Genomic DNA, 22,103 nt, shown 5'->3' with positions numbered 1-22,103 from the left:
ACTTCATTTTTTTTGATATGTATAATGAATCGTTTACCACGGGGTAACGTTGGAGCTACGAAGTTTAGTGAATTACTAATCCTCTCTTTTATTCCAATACATGTTATTAGACATAAAATAATATAATTCATCTAATAAAAATCCTTATTTTGAAAATTAAAGGGTATATTTGTGATAATTTCTCAAATAAATCGGTTAAGATATGATTATTCAATTTACAATAGGGAACTTCCTGTCTTTCAAAGAACAATCTACATTGTCATTAGCAGCATCAGCTTTGAAAGAAATACAGGTTCCGGCTGAAGATATAATCTTTAGCGTAGGCGTCACCGGATTATCATTGATGAAGAGTGCAGTTGTTTACGGTGCTAATGCATCCGGCAAATCCAATTTCATTAAGGCATTTGAATTCTTTAAGTGGTATGTGATAAACTCATCGAAGGATATTCAAGCAGGAGAACGTATTAATATAGAAAGTTTTCGGTTAAACTCGCTTACTGCGGGTGAACCGAGTTATTTTGAAGCAATATTCTGTGATGAAGATAATCAATATCGTTATGGGTTTGAAGCCGATAACTCATTGGTACATTCGGAATGGCTCTATCAAAAAGCTAATAAAAAGAGGGCTAAAGAGGTGGAGTTATTCTACCGGGAAAAAGATGGCTTCGACATTCATACTAAGTTTGTCGTTGGTAAAGAACTGGCAGGTAAACGAATGGTGAGAGCAAATGCATTATTGCTTTCTGTTGCAGCGCAATTCAATGATCCGATAGCAGTAGAGATCATGAAGTGGTTGAACGATACCACTATTATTTTAGGTTCCAATGATGAAAAAATATGGAGTACTGCAACCACCCAACTGGATGACATCAGGATGAAACAGAGAATTGTAGAGTTTTCCCGTTATGCTGATTTAGGTATTGAAAATATTGAAAAAATAGACAATACGATTGTTAGTACGCATACGCAATATGATGATGAAGGCCATGAGGTGAAAGCTATTACTTTTCCATTCAAGAAAAACGAATCGGAAGGCACGATAAAGTATTTCTCTTTGGCGTACCCTATCATTGATGCTTTGGATAATGGAAAGCGTCTTATTATAGATGAATTTGACTCTAAGATACATCCACTTCTTACATGTAGAATTATTGCCCTGTTTAATTCAAAAGAAACCAATCCGAAAAATGCTCAATTAATATTCACTACTCACGATACAAACTTGCTGAGTGCTAATATATTCCGACGGGATCAGATTTGGTTTACACAAAAAGACCGTTATGGAGCAACCGAACTTTATTCGTTGGCAGAATATAAAGTACGCAATGATGCCTCGTTTGAAAAAGATTACCTATCCGGAAAGTATGGAGCAATTCCAATTGTCGGAGATTTAACCCGTTTGTTTAATACACAAGAAGAATAGATTATGACGGCTACAAGAAGGAAAAATATAAATCCATTCATGCGAAAGATTTTCTATTCGCGATGTGATTTCTTTTATAACTACCACCATTCATGAGCTAATAAATTACTATATTATAGTGTAAATATGGCTATAAATATCTATATATTACTACTATGATTGTGGTTTTAATTACTTTAAGTATTAGAACGGATAGCTTTTATCTACTTGATGGACTAATGTCAATATATCGGTTCGATGGTGATAAACTGGGAATCTTGAAAATATTTGCTTCGAGTACTTTCGGACGGAAAAAATGACGAGATAATCAATGTACTGATTTCATTTATAGTGAAGAGAAGTATAGAGAATTTTAGGTATAAATAGATAAGTAATAATTCAGGTCAATAACAAGTACCCTATTAATAACCGTAATCAGCGTTTTTAAAGAATAATAGCTACGTTTTTTAAGAATATTCTCCGTGTTTATTAACAGCATAAAAGATGGTAATTACACCTGATTTAGATATATTTCAACAAAAAAGGCAGTAATCCTTGTGAGGAAATACTGCCTTTACTTCTTTTATACTCGTTACTATTTAGGGTGAAATTCACTCGGATTAGTTATAATCAGACTGAATAGCTTGGGAGTAAGTTATCAGTAATTATATATTTGATATCTGTTTTTTATGAAATATTGTCAGATTTATTCGCTTTATGATGCTTTGCTGTAAGAATATTACGGTGTTCTTTGGATTTTTCCATTTGCTAAAGTTTTAGGTTTATATTAGAGTTCTGTTCTTAAACTTCTACAAAGATACTACATCAGAAAGGTGAAGTCAAGTATTTCAGTCCTCATTTTAAAACGTTTTTCTATTTATGATGCTAATCTTTTGATTAATAGTATTTTTCAATTCCGCCAAATCCTACTATTGTTTTGTTTTCTTTTGTTTTGCTGATGAAGTTGTTTAACCGCTTCTCAAATTCTTCAGGACGTTTTCTCGCAGCTTCGATGTACGCTATTCGGATTCGCTTATATGCTTCGGAAAATGGTTGATAGTTTTTCCATACTGTTTCATCTTCTTTCAATTTATCAATTATATCATTGGGAAAAATGAAAGGCTCAGATAAAATACTTCGCGTTTTCTCCTCAAATTTCGGGTGTATCATTTTATTTTCCAATAGCCATTTAAGCCTTTCTTTGTTGGCTTGCGAGTAAGTGCTTTTAGGGTTTCTGGGTGTGAAACGCTGAATTTTATGATCTTTGTCAAGTGGTTTGGTTGTACTGTCAATCCAATCGAAGCAAAGGGCTTCTTCAACGGCATCATTGTATAAAATGCTTTTTTTACCGGACGACTTATAGGGAAATACAAACCATATTTCACTGGAGGTTTCAAAGTTGTCCATTAACCACTTTCTCCAATCTTCTCGATTCTCAAAATACTTTATTTTATTTTCTGTAGTCATAGCAAGTTATTCAAACTAATCATTTTACTGCTTTACTTTCGTGGTAATGACGCATTTCGCAATTTAATTTTGCCTCAACAATTACTGTATGTAGCGCAGCTACCATTTTCTACGATATTAAAACATGTAGGCTTTGATAGCTTAACAGCTTATTATAGCTGCCAAAAATACTAAATCTTTGAGAAACAACTCCAATTATCTCTTAAAACCTTTATTCTGATTTATAGGGCTTACCTTATATATAGGAAATCGTGCGGACTTGATCTGTTCTTTAACTTCAGTATGACCAAGGTAATTCTTCACTAGAGCCTCCAAGCAGGGGATGCAGATGCCTCACAAGGAGTCTGATAATAGGATTAATGCGAAAATATATTTATTTTCTTAATATTTTATCCAGTCCTGTTAGAATGGACTGATATCGGTTAGTTTTGCAATGTGAGATAATTACCCCAATTACTAACTTAAGAAATAATTACTTATGGAAGAGAATGACAAAAAAAGTAAAGAACAGATCAAAGTAATCAAGGATCAAGATGAAACTTTAGGAAATGATCAACTGGAAAACGTTGAAGGTGGTGGAACAGAATGTGTTTGTGATTGTTGGAATAGAAATACTAACAGTGACAAAGATAAGCAGGAGACGCTTAAACCTAGTACATCCGACGACAAAGTACTGTAGTTTTCTATAGAAAACAGATTTAGAATGCTTAGCTATTACTAACTAAGCATTCTATGTTATTAATAATAAATCAACTTGTGATTCTATGGCTGAAAATTTAAGCATATCAAGATATACTTATTTATTTGTGTCTTCGAAAAAGAAGAATTTGGTATACAATTCGCGGACTAATACTTTTCTTGAAGTCAGTGACGATTTGTATAAAGAGCTATTGAAATGTAAAGATGATAAACGCAATATCAGGAAAATTGATATAGATGTTTTATCCTCTCTCTTAAAAAGAAAAATTATAGTGGAGGCTATGGAAGATGATGATTTTTTATTGGAGCATCAATATGAAACAGATCGTCGCAGTTATTCAAAATATGTACTGGGTTTGACTCTTGTGCCAACACTTGGATGTAATTTTTCTTGTTATTATTGCTTTGAAGAACATAAACGGATGGTAACAATGAATGAAGAGACTGAAGATGCTGTGATTGCATTTATAAATTCACATCATGAATCCCGTCAATTAGCTCTTAATTGGTATGGAGGAGAGCCATTGATGGCTATTAATACAATAGAACGTTTATTGGATAAGATCTCTCAAAAAACAACTCTCGAAATGACTAAGCATTCTCTTATTACTAATGGGTATTTTATTAATAATAGAGTGTTAGCTCTATTTAAGCGATATCCGTTGACTAAGATGCAAGTAACATTGGATGGTAGCAGAGAGCGGCATAACTCTATTCGAAAGACAAAGACTGATTTATATACTTATGATAAGATTATAGAAAATACGAGTCGTTTTATTGAAGAGTTTCCTAATACTTTGGTGGATATTCGCGTAAATATAGAAAGAAATAATAAGAATGATTATTACCAGGTTGCAGAAGAGCTACAAGAAAAATGGAAACAAAAAAATGTGAGAGTATATCCTGGATTTCTGCGAATTGATAATGAACAGAAAACAGAATATGCTTCTGAAACTTTAAACCATAAAGAAATAGAGGAGTTACTATGGGATGCAAGACAAAGAAACTTGTTGGAAATTCCGTTATATCCCCAAAGCTTTTGTTCAAAAAGTTGTGCTGCTAATCGTCAATGTGCATATATTGTAGGTCCTGAAGGAGAAGTTTATAAATGTTGGAATGATGTGAGTGATCCAAAAAAAATTGTAGGAAATATATTCACTAATAAAATGACCAATAAGACATTGTTGAATAGATATATTGTGGGCACTAAATGGTATAATGATCCTGTTTGCAAAAAATGTTTTTTCCTACCGATATGTAGTGGTGCATGTGCATGGTATACTTTACGGAATAAATATGAAAATGGTAAATATGATTTATGTACTTGTACACAGAAGGCTCCTGGTATGTTGGATAAATATTTGGAAAGTTATTATGATTCTTTTTTATGATCAGTGGTGATACGTTGAATCAGTGTAATTGCTCGAAGCCGCTTTGAATTAATATATTAATTGTTAACTAATAACTGGATATTATGAAAAAAATAGCGATACTATATTTTCTATTTTCTATTTCTACAATCTTTTCTTCTTATGCTCAGATTAAGGGTAAAGTTGTTGATAAAAGTAATTCTGAACCTTTAGCATTTGCAAATATCGTTATCGTACAGGATAAGGACTCTACGACATTTGTCGGAACGGTTACAGATATGGAAGGAAACTTTATGCTCGAAACTACAAAAGAAAATCTGGTTGTTAAGGTCAGCTATCTGGGATATGTGACTACATCTGTGGCGGTAAAGCAGAATGTTCTGAATACAATAAAACTTGAAGAAGATACCAACTTGTTGGGTGAAGTAGTTGTTAGGGGGACTCGTCAGCATTTTAAGATGGAAAATGGTGGCATTGCCATGGATGTGGCAAATAGCCCGCTGAAGAATGTGGGGACAGCCAACGATGTTCTGGAAAAACAACCTTTTATCGTGAAAAATGGAGATGCTATCAGTGTATTGGGTAAAGGTACTCCACTGATTTATATTAATAATCGTCTGGTAAGGAATGATAATGAATTGGAGAGGCTAAGCTCTACACATATTAAGAAAGTTACTGTGATTACTAACCCCGGACCGGAGTATGATGCTTCTGTTAGCGCAGTAGTTCTGATTGAAGCCATACGTCCACCCGGAGAAGGGATAGGCGGTGAGGTTTTCGGAAGAATGGATATCAGGAGCAAAGTTTCTGCCGATGGAGCGGTGGATCTGAATTACCGTAAGAATAAATTGGACCTGTTTGCTTATTACGGGTATAGTGAGAAACAACGTGAAATTGATATTAATTCGATACAGACTTTGGAAGCGGAAGAAAACATAACGGCTGTACAACAGATTGCTATGCAAAAGGTCCATAATAAGTTTCATTATCTGGAGGGAGGACTCAACTATGAATTAGACGAACGACATTCTATAGGTGCCAAGTATGTTTATACGCGTACTCCTTATTATAAAGGTGGAGTGGATATAGTATCGGCTGTAACGAAGGATCGTGTGTCAATAGAGGAGTTCCCAACGAACACCAGAATGGATATGAATGATAAATCTCACCTTTTGAATGCTTATTATACTGGTAATGTAGCCTCTTGGCTTAAAGTACAGTTGGATATGGACTATGCTAAAGGCAGCAGTGAAAGCCATGATTTTTCTGTTTCCGAAAGAGAAGATGAAGTGGAAGTGGGTACGCGCTCTTTACAGGACTATGATTTATATGCAGGCAAACTTACTTTATCTACCCCTCTATTGGGAAGTAATTTTAATTATGGTATGGAATATAGCCATACGACCAATGAACAGACTTATTGGGTAGATGAAAATGAGGGAGTTCCTTCGCTTGCGTCTAATGAGAATATGTCGAAACAGAAGTTGTTTGCGGCTTTTCTCAGTTATTCAAAAAGTATAGACAAGTGGATGTTTAATTTAGGACTGCGTTTTGAAAATATCGGTTTCGATTATTTTGAGAATGGCAATAAAGTGGATAAACAAAGCCGTACATATAAAGATTTCTTTCCACAGGCTTCGGTGAGTTACCGGTCTGATAAGGTACAGATGATGTTGGGATATCGTGCTACGATTCAGCGGCCAAGTTATTATCAACTTCGGAACAGCATTCAATATGATGACCCTTACACTTATGAAACCGGTAATCCGTATCTGAAACCTACCCGAATAGATGATATCTCATATTCGTTGCTGTGGAAGAAAATTAAGTTGATGGTTTCGTATAAGATGTATGATAATATGTCACTATTGATACCACATCCTTATGGTGAAAAACAAGATATCGTTATGTATATTCCGGAGAATATGGATCATACACAAAATCTGATGGCTATGGTTTACTATTCTCCCCGTTTAGGTTTTTGGGAGCCGGTTGCAGGGTTAGGCGTATCGAAAGACTACTTCAAATATGGAGATACAGGACAGAAGTATGAAAAGCCCTTTTTACGTTATAGTTTGCAGAACACGTTCCGCCTGCCTGCTGGGTTTGTGGTGATGCTGGATTTTCAGGGCACATCAAAGGGGCACTCGAACCTGACTTACTTGTATGACCAGTTCCGGATGGATGTACGGGTGACGAAAACTTTCATGAAAGGTAATCTTATTCTGAACTTAAGGGGATATGATATACTGGGTACGTACAAACAGAAGAGGTTGATGGAGGTTAATCCAATAGTTTCATTGATAGATAAGAACTTGGATACTCGTTCATGGCAGTTCTCCGTGCGATATAAATTTAATGCATCAAAGAGCAAGTATAAAGGGAAGTCGGCTTCTGAGGAAGAAAGACAACGTATGTAATTCTTGAGACGAACTTACATTTACAATGTGAGATTTATCAATAAGGTTACAGTATTGATTAAAGAACTTGATTTAGTCAATTGCAATCATTTCAAACAGTAATAGCCTCCGGATTTTTAATGTGAGGCTATTTTTATAGTAAAAAGGTATGAAATGATCGAAGCAGATACCGATTTATCTACATTTGTTCGAGAATATTATGATTCACATAAAAAGAAATTAGTAAAATATGGTTAAAATAGAATATATTGAATAGCTTTGTAGAATTATCCTCCCGAATTATAAAACCAAACATATTGTAAGTATGAAAACACACATCATTTATTTACTTTTTACCTTCTGTATATTGTCAGGCATTTATGCACAAAATGTGAGTATATCCGGTAGGGTTACTGACGGGAGGGGCGAACCGGTTGCTTTTGCCAATATCGCGCTGCAACGTATGGATTCGTCATTTGTAACCGGATGTACTTCCGACGATAAAGGGAGTTTCAAAATGCAAGGCTTAACCGTAGACAATTATCTGCTACAGGTTTCATTTGTAGGTTATGTGCCCCAAGTGTTCAGACTCGATAATCTGAATCGCCCGTTGGATATCGGAGATATTATTCTGATGGAAGATGCAGTAATGCTGGAGGGAGTGACGGTGACAGCTTCGAATGTGGTGAAGAAACTGGACAGGCAGATTATAATGCCATCTCAGAAGCAGGTGAAAGCTTCTTCCTCCGGATATGAATTGCTGACGCACATGCAGTTGCCGGGGCTGAAAGTGAATGCTTTCCAAAGGACGGTAAATACTATAAGCGGAGGAAGTGTGCAGTTGCGTATCAATGATATGGAGGCTACCGAAGTGCAAGTGCAGTCGTTGAGGCCGAATGAGGTGCTAAGGGTGGAGTATATTGATAATCCGGGCGTGCGCTATGCTGACAGCGGTGCAGAGGCAGTCATCAACTATGTGGTGAAAAGGGCACAGTCGGGCATATCGGGAGGCGTAAGTATGATGAATGCTGTGACAACCGGCTTCGGGAACGATCAGGTTTATCTGCGTGCCAACCACAAGCTGTCTGAATTCGGATTGAGTTATTACGTCAGCTATCGTGATTATGATGACCGCTATGTAAATGAAGACCAGATTTTTGAGATACCCGGCAACGAAAAGAGAAATCGTATATTAGATGGTATTTCCACTCCCTTCAATTATGTGGATCATAGCATAGAGGCCACCTATAACCTGACAAAGCCGGATAAGTATGTATTCAACGCCATGTTTGCTACCAGTATATTCGATTCGCCACACGCTGACTTCGGACAACGGATACACGAAAGCAGCAAAGAGGATTTGTACAGCTACACGCGTGCTATAAACAAATCATCTTCACCCTCTCTGGACTTGTATTATAAGCGGTCTTTATCGGGAAAGCAGGAACTGATGTTCAATGTGGTAGGAACGTATATCAGTTCGGACTATGAACGTGGTTACAGGGAGTATGTCGATACTCCTGAAAATCCGTTGTCTGTGTACGATTATAGTACGGATGGTGCCCGCTACTCACTGATAGGTGAGGGCGCTTACAAAAAATCTTTTGAGAAAGTGCGTTTGTCTGCTGGCTTGAAGTATCAGCAGGCATATACGCGCAACCGCTATACAGGGTCGGTAGATGAAACTGCGGATATGCATAACTCAAATCTTTATGCTTATACACAGGTGCAGGGGCAATGGATGAAGTTGAATTATGGAGTAGGAGTGGGTGTGTCACGACAGACATTTGACGAGTCGGGCGAAGGTTTTACATTTTATACTTTTCGTCCCGTAGTGCAACTTTCTTATCCGGTGTTTAAGGGAGCTTCATTGCGCTACACCTTCAATAGTTATCCGTCGTTGCCTTCGCTTTCGTCACTGAGCGATATACGGCAGCAGGTGACGGATATAGAGGTGAATCGCGGCAATCGTGAGCTTGCTCCTTATCGCTCTTATAATAATCGTCTGCAATTCTCGTGGGGGAATAAGATAGTAAGTACGCAACTCACCGGGAGTTATCTGTACAGCAAAAATCCTATTATGCAGCAGATAGAAAGGGTGGATTTTGAGGATGGAAATTATGAGTTCCAATATGGTATTGCCAATCAGAAAAGCTACTCGAAACTAAACGGGCAATTGTATGTAGAGGTAAGTGTAATTCCGGATATTCTTTCGGTAAGTGGCTATGGAGGTGTGAATAGATTTGAAAGTAAAGGGCATCTGTACTCGCATACTTACACTGCTTGGTATGCAGGTGGTGATGTTTCACTGAATTATAAGAACTTCTCTTTCTATGGCGATATCAGCAACCGTTATGAATCTCTTTGGGGGGAGGCTGTGAATTACGGAGAGAAAAGCTGTTCGTTACAGTGTTCGTATAAATGGAAGACACTGAATTTTGGCGTTGGTATACTCTATCCGTTTATGTCCGAGGGATGGAGTGCAGGTTCAAAGCTGATGAATAATCTTGTAAGAAAAGAAGAATGGACTTACATTAAAGACAATGGCAATATGTTTGTGTTTACCTGTTCATGGGATTTCAATAGCGGACGTCAGCATAAAGCAGGGAAAAAGACGATGAATAATGTGGATAAGGAGACGGGGATTGTACAGTAGCTGTTGGATTGCATAGCCGGCTAATGACAGTACGTAAAATTCTATAGTTATACTTCCCAACAACGCCACCCCTTGTTTGAGCAAATATAAGCTACATACGTGCGTACATGATAGTTGGGGAAATGTTTCTGTGTATCATTGGCATAGCGGTGCACCTGTTCGACGTGTTCGGGCAGGGGAGCATCCAATGCCAACATCTTCTCGGCTTCCCGTGCTTTGTAGTATTTGAATTCTACCAGACGGTCATCAGTGTAATAGTCAGTGCCGGGAATACCTGTCATTTCAAAGTCTGCACGACCTTCTGAATTGTTTTGCTCAATAGCGAAGGTGTAGCAACTGCTCAGGTAGCGCGATACCAGTTCGAAGAAAGAACAACGGATGAAATTCTCATTAATTTTATCGAACACCTGTGCGGGGAACTGTCCCAGATACTCTTCAAAATAATTCTGTATCAATGGTTCCAGACAACGGTCGTTGACAAAACGTTCGTAAGTGGGTACATAGCGGTTGGCGCCACCGTCTATGCGGTTCAGTACGTTATAATAATCCATGTAGATGCTGCGCATGGTCAGGTTGGGCAGCGCCATGCGGTAATTGCTCTGCAAGGTAGTCATGCCCAGGTAGAAAAGGCTGATGGGGTAGAAGTTCTTGTCGAAGAACTTCTGTTTGTTGAACTTGCTGGAAAGATCGGCCATGTTGTAGGCTAATCCGTTGTCTATTATCAATGCGTCAAGCATAGCTTTTGAATTTGCCAGCGAAAGTGTGAGACGCCGGAGCCAGCTGACATCGGTTCGAAGGTTCTCGTCGATCATTTCATCGGGTACTTCTCCCTTGTTCACGGCAAATTTCTTCAGGAAGTAAGTTAATATAGTAGCATTGAATAACTTTTCACCGCGGGTACTGAAGCGGTAACCATCGTAATTGTTGATGATGAGTTGCCAGATTTCATCGAAGCGTTTCTGGCTTCCTGTATATTTATCCAGCACATAGCGTAGATAGGTCTCTGTCTCAGGACACCATCTTTGAAAAATCGTAGCGTATCACCATATATTGGTTATGTTCGGGCGTGGGCTGGCTACCTATGTAGGTGCCACCGAAGAGTTCTTCAAAGCGATGCGTCAGAGTGCGGTCGTAATAGTGTGCCAAGGTAGACACCCAGAGACTCTTGCCGAAGCGACGGGGTCTCAGGAAGACAGGAGCCTTATAACTTTCCAACCGTGAGATATACTTTGTCTTATCGACATAATAAAAGCCGCGCTCGTGCATTTCTGCAAAGTCAGCTACTGCGTATGGAATTGTTATTGTTGCCTTCATTTTATCTCTATTCTACACTTGACAGACACAAAGGTATAGAAATTTTTGTTGTTTTTCAATTCAGGTGCAAAATAATAGAGTATTGCTTTATACCATATCGTCTCCCGTCTTCACCACAGCCACTTTCAGAGTCTTATGGAAAGGGATGAAAGCGGAAACCACTGCGATAACCAATGCGGCAATCAGCAGATAGCCGATTACAGTCTTGATGCCCAGTAGCAGGCTCTGTTGCTGAAGCGTGGAATAAAAGTTATTGGCGGCTAACTGGCTGGCTTCATCGTAGCCGTGTCCCTGCGCCAAGGCACTGTTCATGGCTTGCGCATAGCGGGAGGAAGCCAGTGGATTGGTGAGCGTCATGTGTTCAGAAAGGGTATTCATCCCCTTAATTTGTAAGTAATAGAGCAGGTTACTGAAAAAAGAAGCGGATATTGACGGAGCCAGCACAGAGCGGAGGGATATCAGAAAGAAAGCGTTAGACAGCATGAGTTTAGGGTCCAAATCTTCTACTACATATACACCGAAGGCTATGAAAAGAGTCATCATCCCCAGTCCGCGGAGGAAAACCGGAAAGTAAAGCATCTCGTAAGTGGAGTAGGGCGTGATGCCGAAGTAGAGGATGACCAGATAGATGACGTAGCAGAACATCCCTCCGGAAATGAGATAGCGGAACCGCCATCGCTGCCACCTGAACCACCAGAAACAGATGATGGCTCCCACAATGAATCCCGGTATAAGCATCAGGCTGAGCGAATTGACATGTACGCTGTCTACACGGATAATGCTGTTCAGGTAATTGGTAATCAGGGAACTGCTGGCACTGAAAAACATGACCAGTACCATGAATGTGTACCCGATGATGGATTTATGGTGATGGAGTGGTTTCAGGCTGACGTATGGCTTCTCCTGTGTCCGTTGCCGGTGGACGAAAAGGTAAATCAGTATGGGGATGGCAATCGTATAAATCCGTATTTTGGGAGAGGAGAACCAATCTAATGTCTTTCCGTAGGTAAATATGTAGATGCTGAAAAGCAATGCAGCGGCTATGATAAACATGCTTCTTCCGTCGATTTCTTTGTAAGGGATGCGCATGGGGCGCTTGGCATACCGGAAAAACAACAGGATAAAGATAATGGCAATCAGCATCAGCAGGATTGTAAAGTAATACATGTACTGCCACTGATAGTAATAGGCCAATTGTGCCGTCAGCGCCATGGATATTTGTCCGCCGGAGAATACGATGGGGTAGAAGTAGGCGTAGAACTCGCTACGCACATTCTTCGGACTGAAGAACGGGCGTACCTGAATAATAAACTCCAACATAATGAAGGCTTTCAGGAAGCCGATGAAGAAGCTGCATATAATGGTGATGTCCATATTGCCAACCTGGGCGCAGATGTAGCTGAGAATGATTTGCAGGAGCAGGTCGGTAAGCAGCATCGTCTTTGGAGTGGCGATCGCACGGATTTTAGGAATGATGGGATAAGCTACCGCCATACCTGCTGCCGCAGCATAATACCCCATTGTGATGTCTTCGCTGAGTATTCCGAGGGTACTGCTGACTTCCAGCATGCTTCCCGTATAGGTTCCGTTGAGCATAATGATAGGGAACATCACCACGAACATAGTGACGATACCCAGCCATTGCGGTACCCAGGGGCGGAGTGGAAGATTTAGTTTTACCATCAGTGGATTTTCTTATTTTCTCAGTGCTTCGGTTTCTACCATCATGCCTGCACGGAGGCTTTTCATTTCTTCGGGGGTGGCATCGTCCAGCTCGATGCGAACGGGAATGCGTTGCTGCACTTTGACGAAGTTGCCGGCGGAGTTATCAGTCGGAACCAAGGCGTACTTAGAACCGGTTGCTTCGGATATGGCGGTGACGGTGCCGTGAAAGATATGCCCGTGGAAAGCATCGACCTTGATGCGTACTTTCTGCCCGATGTAGATGTGGGAGATCTGCGTTTCTTTGTAGTTGGCGGTGATCCATTTGTCGTTGCCCCGTACAAGATAGGAGATGGTCTGTCCGGCTTGTACGAATTGTCCCGGTTCGAGGGTACGGCGCCCCATATATCCGTCGTAAGGAGCGGTGACTATCGTATAAGAGAGATTCAATTTTGCCATATCCAGATCCGCTTCTTTGCGGAGGATATTCGCTTCGATGCCGGTGGATTTCTTGCTCGTTTCGGAGTATTGTGATTTTGCCGCTTCCTTTTGTTGCAGCAGGGCCTGATAGCGTGCTTGGGTTGCCTCGTAGGCGGTTTTTACCTGTTCATATTGTTGCTGGCTGACGGATTCTTCGGCAAGCAGGTTGGCATAGCGCCGATAGTCCTGTTCCTGCTGCCAGAGCTTGGCCTTGGTTTCTGCAATGTTGGCTTCCTGAATGGCTACATTTACTTGCGAGGTCTGAATGCCGGAACTTAATACGTCTTTTGCACCTTTCGCGTCCATCAGGGCAGCTTCCGCATCCTTTACTTTGATGAGGTATTCCCGGTTGTCAAGAATGAGAAGGGTGTCTCCGGCATGTACAGGCTGGTGCTCCGTGAAGCGGACTTCCTTGATATAACCCGAAGCTCGGATATTGAGTGGAGCTATATACTGGTCTACTACGGCATCATTGGTGATTTCGTAATGGACGTATTTCCAGAAGTAATTGATTGTCCATGAAATTCCCGCCAGTGCAAGGAGAATACATACCGTATTGAGGGTGATATTCCTTATTCTTAATCTCTTCAGTTGCTTATGTTTCTTTTGTAATTCGGACATAGACTACAATTGTAAATTAATAATTAATAATTAAAGAATTAAAGCATGCCGCAGGTTCGCTGTAATTCATAGTAAGTGTAAATGGCTTGCGTACGGGCAACGGTCAGTTGCAGTTCAGCATCCAGCCGCACGCTGCTTGCATCCAGCAGGTCGGTGAGGATGGAAAGCTGGTTCAGGTAGCGGTTTTGCACAATCCGGTAGTTTTCTTCTGCCTGGCTGACAGAGAGCTTCAGGGCTTCTATGCGGTTCAGGGCCTCTTTATGGCGGGTGTAGGCAGTTCGTATCTGAATACGGATGTCCTGCATCAGGAGTTCTTCGGTATACTTTTGAAGTTGTACGGTTTGCCGGGCTTCGTGCATCTTGTGCTTATTCTGATAAAGAGACGACAGGTTGTATGAGAGGCTGAGGCCGATGTTCCAGTTGTTGTTGTACATGTCAGCCAGTGTAGTGCTGAGTGGGCGTGCAAGGGTGTTGCCCGCGTGCAGTGACAGGCTGGGAAGGTAGTTTGCTTTAGTCAGCCGGATATCGTTTTCTGCCAGCAGGGTTTGTTGGCGGACAATCTGCATGCCCGGATAGTTGTTGTAGGCTAATTGTACATACGTATCATAATCGGACACACTGACGGCGGTATACAGTAAAGTGGTGTCCGGTGCTATCAGCTGTGATTCGTCCAGTCCCAGCAGAATATCGAGTTGTTGCGAAGTTATGGCGATGCTGTTGTCGGCTTCCTGATAGGCCAGGCGGTCGTTGGTCAGTTGCAGTTCACTGCGGATTTCATCATTGCGGGTGACTATGCCTTCTTTTTTCATCCGGCGGATATCTTTCAGTCGGTGTTCGGACTCTTCGATGTTGCGTGCCAGCACTTCCCGCTGCTTGTAGTAACTGAAAAGTGTCATGTACTGTTGCAGCAGTACCAGCTTGATTTCGGCTTCGTTGTCGGCACTCGTCAGGGCGGCTATTTGCTCTTTAAGTTCGGCCTGATGTATTTGGGCTTGTATCCTTCCTCCCTGGTAGAGGGGTTGCGTCAGGTTGATGTTATAGTTTTGTGACCAGTCCGGCGTTTCGGGGCGCACGGGATGTGAAAGTCCCCGCTGAAAGATGACGGGCTGGCCTATGATTCCGGCGCTGGCACCTACTTGGATATCTGGCAATCGGTCTGTGTATGCAGACTTCTTTTGGTCGTTATGAATAACCTCTTGTAGTTTGCTCTTTTTAAGTTGCAGACTGTTTTCTGTGCCCAGACGGAAAAGTTCGTCTACGGATAATAGATGAGTATTCTCCTGAGCGGTTAGCCACAGCGGAGCTACAGCAAGTATGTGAATGAGCAAGAGGCGAAGAAAATTAAAACTGGTTGAATATCTCATAGAGTGTCTCTAGTTGATTGGAACATGCGTTTAGGCTCTCTATTCCCATCAGTTGGCCCGTCTGGGTATAAAAATCCTTGATGAGCGGGCGTACACGGTCGGATATCTCTTCTCCTGCGGGAGTGAGGTACACGAGTCGGTTACGGCGGTCGTTAGGGTCTTCCTGGCGCATGATCCAGCCTTTCTTTTCGAGGTTGGCCATCAGATTAGTCATGCAGGCTTTGTCTTTGGCTGTCTTTTCGGCTAATGCCTGCTGGCTGATTCCTTGTTCCTGCCACAGAGAACTCAGTACTTGTAACATTTCAAAGGTGATATCTATGTTATTGCGTTTCAAAACGCGTTGCAGAGCTTGGCGGAATGCCATGCGGGTTCTTAACATTTGCTGGATAAGCCCGCGGGATGAATTGTAATTCTCCATTGCTACGTTGCTTTTTATCTTTCGGGCGCAAAGGTAGAGCTTTTTATTGGAATTAGTCAAATGTTTGACTAATATTTGTGAGGGGAGGTTTGGAAGAAAGATTAGAGAATATACTTTTATGAATAAAGAAAGGGCATAGAAAGCTAATTTCTATGCCCTTCTGTTATAATTGAAATGCGATTTATAACTCAATCACCAATGATTCTCTCGGTCCCATTGTCAGCGATTCACCGAATGCAACTGTCTTTCCGCTAAGAATGTCTTTTCCTTGCTTGGAATCTTTCAATATTTCTTTGTAGAATTTCAAAGGAACAGTAGTTTCGGCATCTGTACCATTCAACATTACGAATACGGTTTTACCTTCGTGCTGGCGGGCATAGGCATAAACACCATTCTGAACCATGAATTGCACCATGCTACCTTTGGCGATAACATCGTTTCCTTTACGCCAGTTCAATAAGGTCTTGTAGAAGTTATAACATTCGTTCTGTATCTTGCTGCGTCCTGCGGCTGTCAGTGCAGTTTCTGTATCGCCAGTCCATCCACCGGGGAAGTCCTTACGAACGTATCCGTCACTCTTGCTCTTCACACCGTTCATCATGATTTCCGTACCATAGTAGAGTTGCGGAATACGGCGGGTGGTAAGTAGCAAGGTAGAAGCTTGTTTCAGCATTGGCAGATTGTCGCCTTCACCCAGGAAGCGGTCGGTATCATGGTTTTCGATAAATGCCAGTACGGAAGCCGGGTTGGGGTAGAGGAAGTCGTATACGAAGCTATTGTACACGCGATCCAGACCTTTGAACCATGTTTCGGTCTGCTCGTTCTTGGCAGTGTTGATTTTATCGAAGAAGCTGAAGTCCATGACGGTTTTCAGGTTACTGTTCTTCGGGGCAGAGAGTTTGGAATCCATTTGCCACCAGGCTGTATAAGCCGGTTCGGTAACCCAGGTTTCGCCTACGGTGTTGTAGTTGGGGTATTCTTCGTTCAGCTCTTTCATCCAGTTGCTCATGGCGTCATAGTCGGCATACGGATAAGTGTCCATACGGATGCCGTCGATATTGGCGTACTCAATCCACCAGAAGCTGTTCTGTACCAGGTAGCGATATACGTGCGGGTTCTTTTGGTTAAGGTCCGGCATAGCGGTAACAAACCAACCGTCGTTCATCTGGTCGAAGTCGTATTGTGAAGTATAAGGATCAACGTGCGGAGTCAGTTTGAAAGAGGTCTGCACGAAGTTCTTTTCGTGATCGGGATTGTTGAACCAGTCTTTAGACGGCATATCTTTAATCCATGGATGTTCTACGCCGCAGTGGTTGAAGATCATATCCATTACAATCTTGATGCCGCGGTCGTGGCATTTGGATATCAGTTGCTGATACTCTTCGTTGGTGCCGAAACGCGGATCAACTTTATAGTAATCGGTAGTAGCATAGCCGTGGTACGAACCGCCGGTCATGTTGTTTTCCAGTACCGGAGTGAACCAAAGGGCAGTTACACCCAGGTCGGAGAAGTAATCCAGATTTTGCTCGATACCTGCAAGGTCACCACCATGGCGGGCGTTCGGATCATTGCGGTCTACTTTGTATTCGGCCATGCCGGGGATTTGGTCATTGTCCGGATTGCCGTTTGCGAAACGGTCGGGCATCAACAGGTAGAGGGCGTCGGAAGCATCAAAACCTTTGTGTTCACAGCTTTTCTTGCCGCGTGCTTTCAGTTCATACTCTTTGACGATTTTCTTTTTGCCTTGTGCAAAAGTGAGAGCTACTTTACCGGGTTTCACATCTTTCTCCAGTCTCAGGTAGACAATCAGGTAGTTCGGGCTTTCCAGCTTGACAGTGCTGCTCAAAGAAACGCCGGGATAGTTGACAGTAACGGAAGAGTTACCGATGTCTTCACCGTAGACCATAAGTTGGAGTTCGGGATTTTGCATTCCGGCGTACCAAAACGGAGGGTCGATTTTGTTTACGTTCATAGCTGCATACGTACTAAGGGAAAGTAAAAACGTTCCCAGGATAAGGAATAATTTTTTCATGATATTAGCTTTTTGTTATTATATCCGTATTTTGGTGCTAATATAAGCAAATAGCGGAGAAAGCTGCCGCTACTCCGCTATTATATACTTTATAATGTTATGCAAACGTTTTCACTTCTTGACTGTGTCTCTGGAAGTTTCTGTCTTTTTCGTATCTGTCGGCACTGCAATCACTTTCCCCTGAAAGAAGTCATCCACTTTCTTTTTCTCACGAAGATCTTTCAGCCAAGTTTCGGCTGCGCCATAATAAGTACTTAATCCTAATATTACATTTCCTTTATCATCTGTTTCGGGTTGCTCACTGCTGTTTTTGGGACGCGTTTTAAGGAAAGCCTCCAGACAACGTTCTGTATTCTTTTTATCTTTCAACTGATATTGGTAAACATATGCCATGTCATACAAGAGCTTATGATTTTCTATATCATATTTATCATATCTGTCTTGCATCGTTTTGATTTGCTCTTTAGGCATTAGTGCCATTTTATAGCAGTCTGTGAGGCCGACATAGAGGCGTATCATAGCGCTATCGGGTGGGGTAGCATATGCCACAGCTTCTTCCAGATATGCAACTCCTTGATCCTTCCATGACGTTTTGGAACAGGAACGTCCTAAATAATATAGCAGATTCACATTACGCTTATCATATTGGCGAGCTACTTCCAGTATATCATGTGCTTCATAAAACTTTTCTACTGCGTAATAACTGACTCCTAAATAATAACAGGTGGTAAATGTACTGTCCCCAAGGCTTAGTAACTGTTCGTATCTCTGTATTGCAGTCTGATAATCTTTCATCAGGCAGTATGCCAATGCATTTTGTTGGTTCACAACAACATTTGTACTGTCTATTTGGCGGTATTTTTCAGTAGCTTCTATAGCATAATTATAAAATGCTCCTTCGATGTGTAGTCTTGCTGCTTTGGCAGCAGCCAGAAAATCGTTGGGATATTTTTCCTGTATGTTTTCATAGCATCCCAATGCTGCTAAAATGTCATCTACCCCTTCAAAACTTTGAGCTTGTAGATGTAATGCGACAGCCGAGCTATCTGTTTCTGTAAGTAGACTGCTCTCTCCCAATGCTTCATCGAATTTCCGCTGATTCAGTAATAGAGTAATGTATTGAATACGGGCATATTTATTATCCGGATTCAGGTCCACTGCCTTTTGATAATATTTTAATGCCTGTTTGTTTTTTAATAATGACTTGCAGCACTCTGCTGCTTCAATATAAGCTCGTGGATTCAGAGAATCTTGCATCACGACTTCTTCATATACCTGAAGCGCTTCCCGGTTGTTGCCAAGACTTTTCAGAGCTTTCCCTTTCTGATAGAGTAGGGGAATAGTCGGCGTCTCTTGATCAATTAGCGTCAATGCCGTCTCATAATCATAGTTTGCCATTGCTTCCTGAATAGGATTGGTATTTTGTGCCATCAGCAATGAAGAGGCACTGAAAAAGAGTAGAATAAAGAGTTTCCGCATAGTCTTTTTATCTTTAAAGTATTGCTTAATTGGCTGCAAGTTACTAAAAAGATTTGCTTTACGAAATGTTCGTAGCCTCTTTTAGATAGATTAACGAATAAAAATAGCGCCCCTTCAACCGAAGGAGCGCTAAAATATACCGGATGTTTTGAATGGTAAAGATACCACTCAACGCACATGTCTTTTACATCAAGAATCCCAGCAAGATACCGGCAGCTACTGCTGAACCGATTACACCTGCAACGTTCGGACCCATGGCGTGCATCAGCAGGTAGTTTGTAGAATCATATTCCAGACCTACTACCTGAGAGATACGTGCCGAATCAGGTACGGCAGATACACCTGCATTACCGATCAACGGATTGATCTTATTATCTTTCTTCAGGAAGAGGTTGAATATCTTCACGAAGATCACACCTGAAGCAGTAGCAATTACGAATGACAATGCACCCAGACCGAAGATCTTGATAGAGTCGAGCGTCAGGAACTCAGAAGCCTGAGTAGAAGCACCTACTGTCAAACCTAACAGGATAGTAATTGTGTCAATCAGCGGACCACGTGCCGTTTCAGCCAAACGACGGGTTACACCACTTTCTTTCAACAGGTTACCGAAGAACAGCATACCCAACAAAGGCAGACCGGACGGAACAAGGAAGCAAGTCAGCAACAAACCGATAATCGGGAAGATTACTTTCTCCGTGTGAGAAACTACGCGCGGCGGTTTCATACGGATCAGACGTTCGTGCTTGTTGGTCAACAGGCGCATGATAGGCGGCTGGATTACCGGTACCAACGCCATGTACGAATAGGCTGATACCGCAATTGCACCCATCAGGTTAGGGGCCAACTTGGATGAAAGGAAGATAGCCGTCGGGCCGTCAGCTCCACCGATGATACCGATTGCACCGGCTTGCATAGGATCGAAACCTATTTCCAAAGCAATCATATAAGCACCGAAGATACCAAACTGAGCAGCAGCACCGATCAGTAACAACTTAGGATTGGATATCAGAGACGAGAAGTCCGTCATAGCACCAATGCCCAAGAAGATGAGCGGCGGATACCATCCGGAGGTTACTCCCTGATACAGGATGTTGAGCACAGAACCTTCTTCATAGATACCGACTTTCAATCCGGCTTCCATGTTGAAAGGAATATTACCGATCAGCATACCGAATCCGATAGGAATCAGCAGCATCGGTTCAAATTCCTTGGCTACCGCCAAGTATATGAAGAACAAACCTACCAGGATCATAACGACGTGGCCTACCGTTGCATTGGCAAAACCCGTGTACGTCCAGAAGTCGGCAAGGTTGTTTCCTATAAATGTGATAAATTCTCCCATATTATTCAATAATTACAAGGTCATTACCTTCGAGAACGGAATCTCCTTTACTTACGTTGATCGCAGTGATTTTACCGTCTTTGTCGGCATTGATATTGTTCTCCATCTTCATAGCTTCGAGGATAATGATGGTTTGTCCTCTCTTCACTGTATCACCTACATTGACTTTGATGTCGAGGATAACACCCGGCAGCGGCGATTTAACACCTGATTTGCCAGTAGAAGGAGCAGCCGGTTTCACTACCGGAGCGGGGGCGGGAGCGGGAGTAGTAGGACGTACTACCGGTTTAACAACCACTTTCGGTGCCTTTTCCATTTCTACTTTGTAGGGGGTACCGTTCACCTCGACGTGAGCGATATTTTCGTCGATATCTCCAATGGTAACTTTGTATGTATTACCGTTGATTTTATATTTATATTCTTTCATCGTTTTATCAATTTATAGGTGATTACTTTTTCAGAGGAGTTTCACGCAATGTGTAAATCTTCGAACTCCATGGTGAATAGCTGCGTTTTACACGGTTGATGGTGAGAACGGTGTCTTCCACGTCGTGTACATCGCTTTGCATCTCGTGCATAGCCATGGCAATAGCAGCGAAAATTTCTCCCGGAGCTTCGCCCAGTTTCTTCTCTTTGGCTTCCTGTTTGTCAGTAATACCTTTAGCCTTCATGGCGTTACGCTTGCTGAGGCTTACAGATACTCTGCCAACAATCTTGAAAGCAATGAAAAGCAGAATCAAACCGCAGAATACTACACTCATGGCAGAAATAGACATACCGATGCCATCGCTATCATGCTCTTCGAATTTCTCCATCTTAGCATTGCTGTCGATGGTCTTGTTGTTAGTGCTCGGAGTTACGTATTTTTCAGCACTACCGTCTTTAACTTCCCATTTTTCGGCTGCATCACTTATACGGGCATAAGACTGGTTAGCTTGTAATGCGCCTGCCGGTATGGTTATCTGATCCAATAAATTGCGTCCTGAATCATATAAGCCAATCCAGTTCTGTGTTTCCGGATTCAGTGTGAAGTTCGTGTGGAATGTACCACGTCTTGCTTCTCCATCGGCCCAGAATAATGAATGCTGACGAGGTTTCACCAAAGTCAGGACATCACCTTTAGGGATAAAGTAGCTGGCAGTATCACCCGGCTGGCTGCTGCATTTCAGATAGCAACCTGCGAGGTCGGCGCTGCCGTATGATCTGTTGAATATTTCAATCCATGCGCTGTGCATGCCGTAGTCATCCTGAAAGTTGCCTTCATTGGTAATCAGCACTTCATTCAGCACCAGCTTGTTGTTCGATTTCTTCTCTCCGCAGGAAGAGCATACACCTAACACCAGCAGCAAGGTAAAGAATATTCCGATTTTTGTTTTATTCATAATCGTTCTTGTT

Annotated in this window: 15 protein-coding genes and 1 pseudogene; 5 read left to right on the top strand and 11 right to left on the bottom strand. The window is 41.7% G+C overall.

The annotated features are described in order from the left end of the window. Positions 1–202: 202 nt before the first annotated feature. Positions 203–1,423 carry an ATP/GTP-binding protein gene (locus tag DW036_RS03715; protein ID WP_118461386.1) on the top strand — a complete coding sequence of 407 codons (1,221 nt, stop codon included), beginning with the start codon at positions 203–205 and terminating at the stop codon, positions 1,421–1,423. 876 nt (positions 1,424–2,299) lie between these two features. Here DW036_RS03715 and DW036_RS03710 read toward each other — a convergent pair. Further along, entirely contained in the window at positions 2,300–2,869 is a 570-nt protein-coding gene (locus DW036_RS03710) for a YdeI family protein (protein ID WP_029327742.1), read from the bottom strand. A 478-nt stretch (positions 2,870–3,347) separates the two neighbouring features. On the opposite strand from DW036_RS03710, the gene DW036_RS03705 reads away from it, so the two are divergent. From DW036_RS03705 to DW036_RS03690, 4 genes are all read left to right on the top strand, one after another. Beyond that, complete coding sequence (locus DW036_RS03705; protein ID WP_029327743.1) at positions 3,348–3,548, top strand: hypothetical protein; 201 nt, start codon at positions 3,348–3,350, stop codon at positions 3,546–3,548. Between the two features lie 85 nt (positions 3,549–3,633). Continuing rightward, a complete protein-coding gene (locus DW036_RS03700; RefSeq protein WP_118461384.1) occupies positions 3,634–4,959 on the top strand; it encodes a radical SAM protein in 1,326 nt (441 codons plus the stop codon). 83 nt (positions 4,960–5,042) lie between these two features. After that, positions 5,043–7,358, top strand: coding sequence for a TonB-dependent receptor domain-containing protein (locus tag DW036_RS03695; RefSeq protein WP_233560281.1), 2,316 nt, complete (start codon positions 5,043–5,045; stop codon positions 7,356–7,358). A gap of 304 nt (positions 7,359–7,662) precedes the next feature. Next, positions 7,663–9,993 carry a carboxypeptidase-like regulatory domain-containing protein gene (locus DW036_RS03690; protein ID WP_118461382.1) on the top strand — a complete coding sequence of 777 codons (2,331 nt, stop codon included), beginning with the start codon at positions 7,663–7,665 and terminating at the stop codon, positions 9,991–9,993. Positions 9,994–10,040: 47 nt separating this feature from the next. Here DW036_RS03690 and DW036_RS03685 read toward each other — a convergent pair. The 10 genes and pseudogenes from DW036_RS03685 to DW036_RS03640 form a co-directional block, all read right to left on the bottom strand. Continuing rightward, positions 10,041–11,307 (bottom strand): annotated as a pseudogene (locus DW036_RS03685) (AAA family ATPase). Between the two features lie 87 nt (positions 11,308–11,394). After that, positions 11,395–12,990 (bottom strand): MFS transporter, encoded by a 1,596-nt coding sequence (locus tag DW036_RS03680; RefSeq protein ID WP_118461380.1) that lies wholly within the window; start codon positions 12,988–12,990, stop codon positions 11,395–11,397. 12 nt (positions 12,991–13,002) lie between these two features. Further along, positions 13,003–14,070 carry an HlyD family secretion protein gene (locus tag DW036_RS03675; protein ID WP_118461378.1) on the bottom strand — a complete coding sequence of 356 codons (1,068 nt, stop codon included), beginning with the start codon at positions 14,068–14,070 and terminating at the stop codon, positions 13,003–13,005. Positions 14,071–14,108: 38 nt separating this feature from the next. Then, the gene (locus tag DW036_RS03670) at positions 14,109–15,434 is read right to left on the bottom strand and encodes a TolC family protein (protein WP_118461376.1); all 1,326 of its coding nucleotides are present in this window, start codon (positions 15,432–15,434) and stop codon (positions 14,109–14,111) included. Continuing rightward, positions 15,412–15,852, bottom strand: coding sequence for a MarR family winged helix-turn-helix transcriptional regulator (locus DW036_RS03665; RefSeq protein ID WP_118461374.1), 441 nt, complete (start codon positions 15,850–15,852; stop codon positions 15,412–15,414). The genes DW036_RS03670 and DW036_RS03665 overlap by 23 nt, the downstream gene beginning before the upstream one ends. 181 nt (positions 15,853–16,033) lie before the next feature. Then, entirely contained in the window at positions 16,034–17,884 is a 1,851-nt protein-coding gene (locus DW036_RS03660; RefSeq protein ID WP_118461372.1) for a glycoside hydrolase family 13 protein, read from the bottom strand. A gap of 111 nt (positions 17,885–17,995) precedes the next feature. Then, the gene (locus tag DW036_RS03655) at positions 17,996–19,363 is read right to left on the bottom strand and encodes a tetratricopeptide repeat protein (protein ID WP_118461371.1); all 1,368 of its coding nucleotides are present in this window, start codon (positions 19,361–19,363) and stop codon (positions 17,996–17,998) included. A 184-nt stretch (positions 19,364–19,547) separates the two neighbouring features. After that, positions 19,548–20,708, bottom strand: a complete 1,161-nt coding sequence (locus tag DW036_RS03650) for a sodium ion-translocating decarboxylase subunit beta (protein WP_118461369.1) — start codon at positions 20,706–20,708, stop codon at positions 19,548–19,550. Between the two features lies 1 nt (position 20,709). Continuing rightward, the gene (locus DW036_RS03645; protein WP_118461367.1) at positions 20,710–21,135 is read right to left on the bottom strand and encodes a biotin/lipoyl-containing protein; all 426 of its coding nucleotides are present in this window, start codon (positions 21,133–21,135) and stop codon (positions 20,710–20,712) included. A gap of 22 nt (positions 21,136–21,157) precedes the next feature. Further along, positions 21,158–22,090, bottom strand: coding sequence for an OadG family transporter subunit (locus tag DW036_RS03640; protein WP_118461365.1), 933 nt, complete (start codon positions 22,088–22,090; stop codon positions 21,158–21,160). Positions 22,091–22,103 lie beyond the last annotated feature (13 nt).

Source organism: Bacteroides sp. AF39-11AC (genome assembly GCF_003474285.1).
GTDB lineage: Bacteria > Bacteroidota > Bacteroidia > Bacteroidales > Bacteroidaceae > Bacteroides.
The sequence above is the reverse complement of the archived record's forward strand: the minus strand, read 5'-3'. Positions and strand labels throughout refer to the sequence as shown.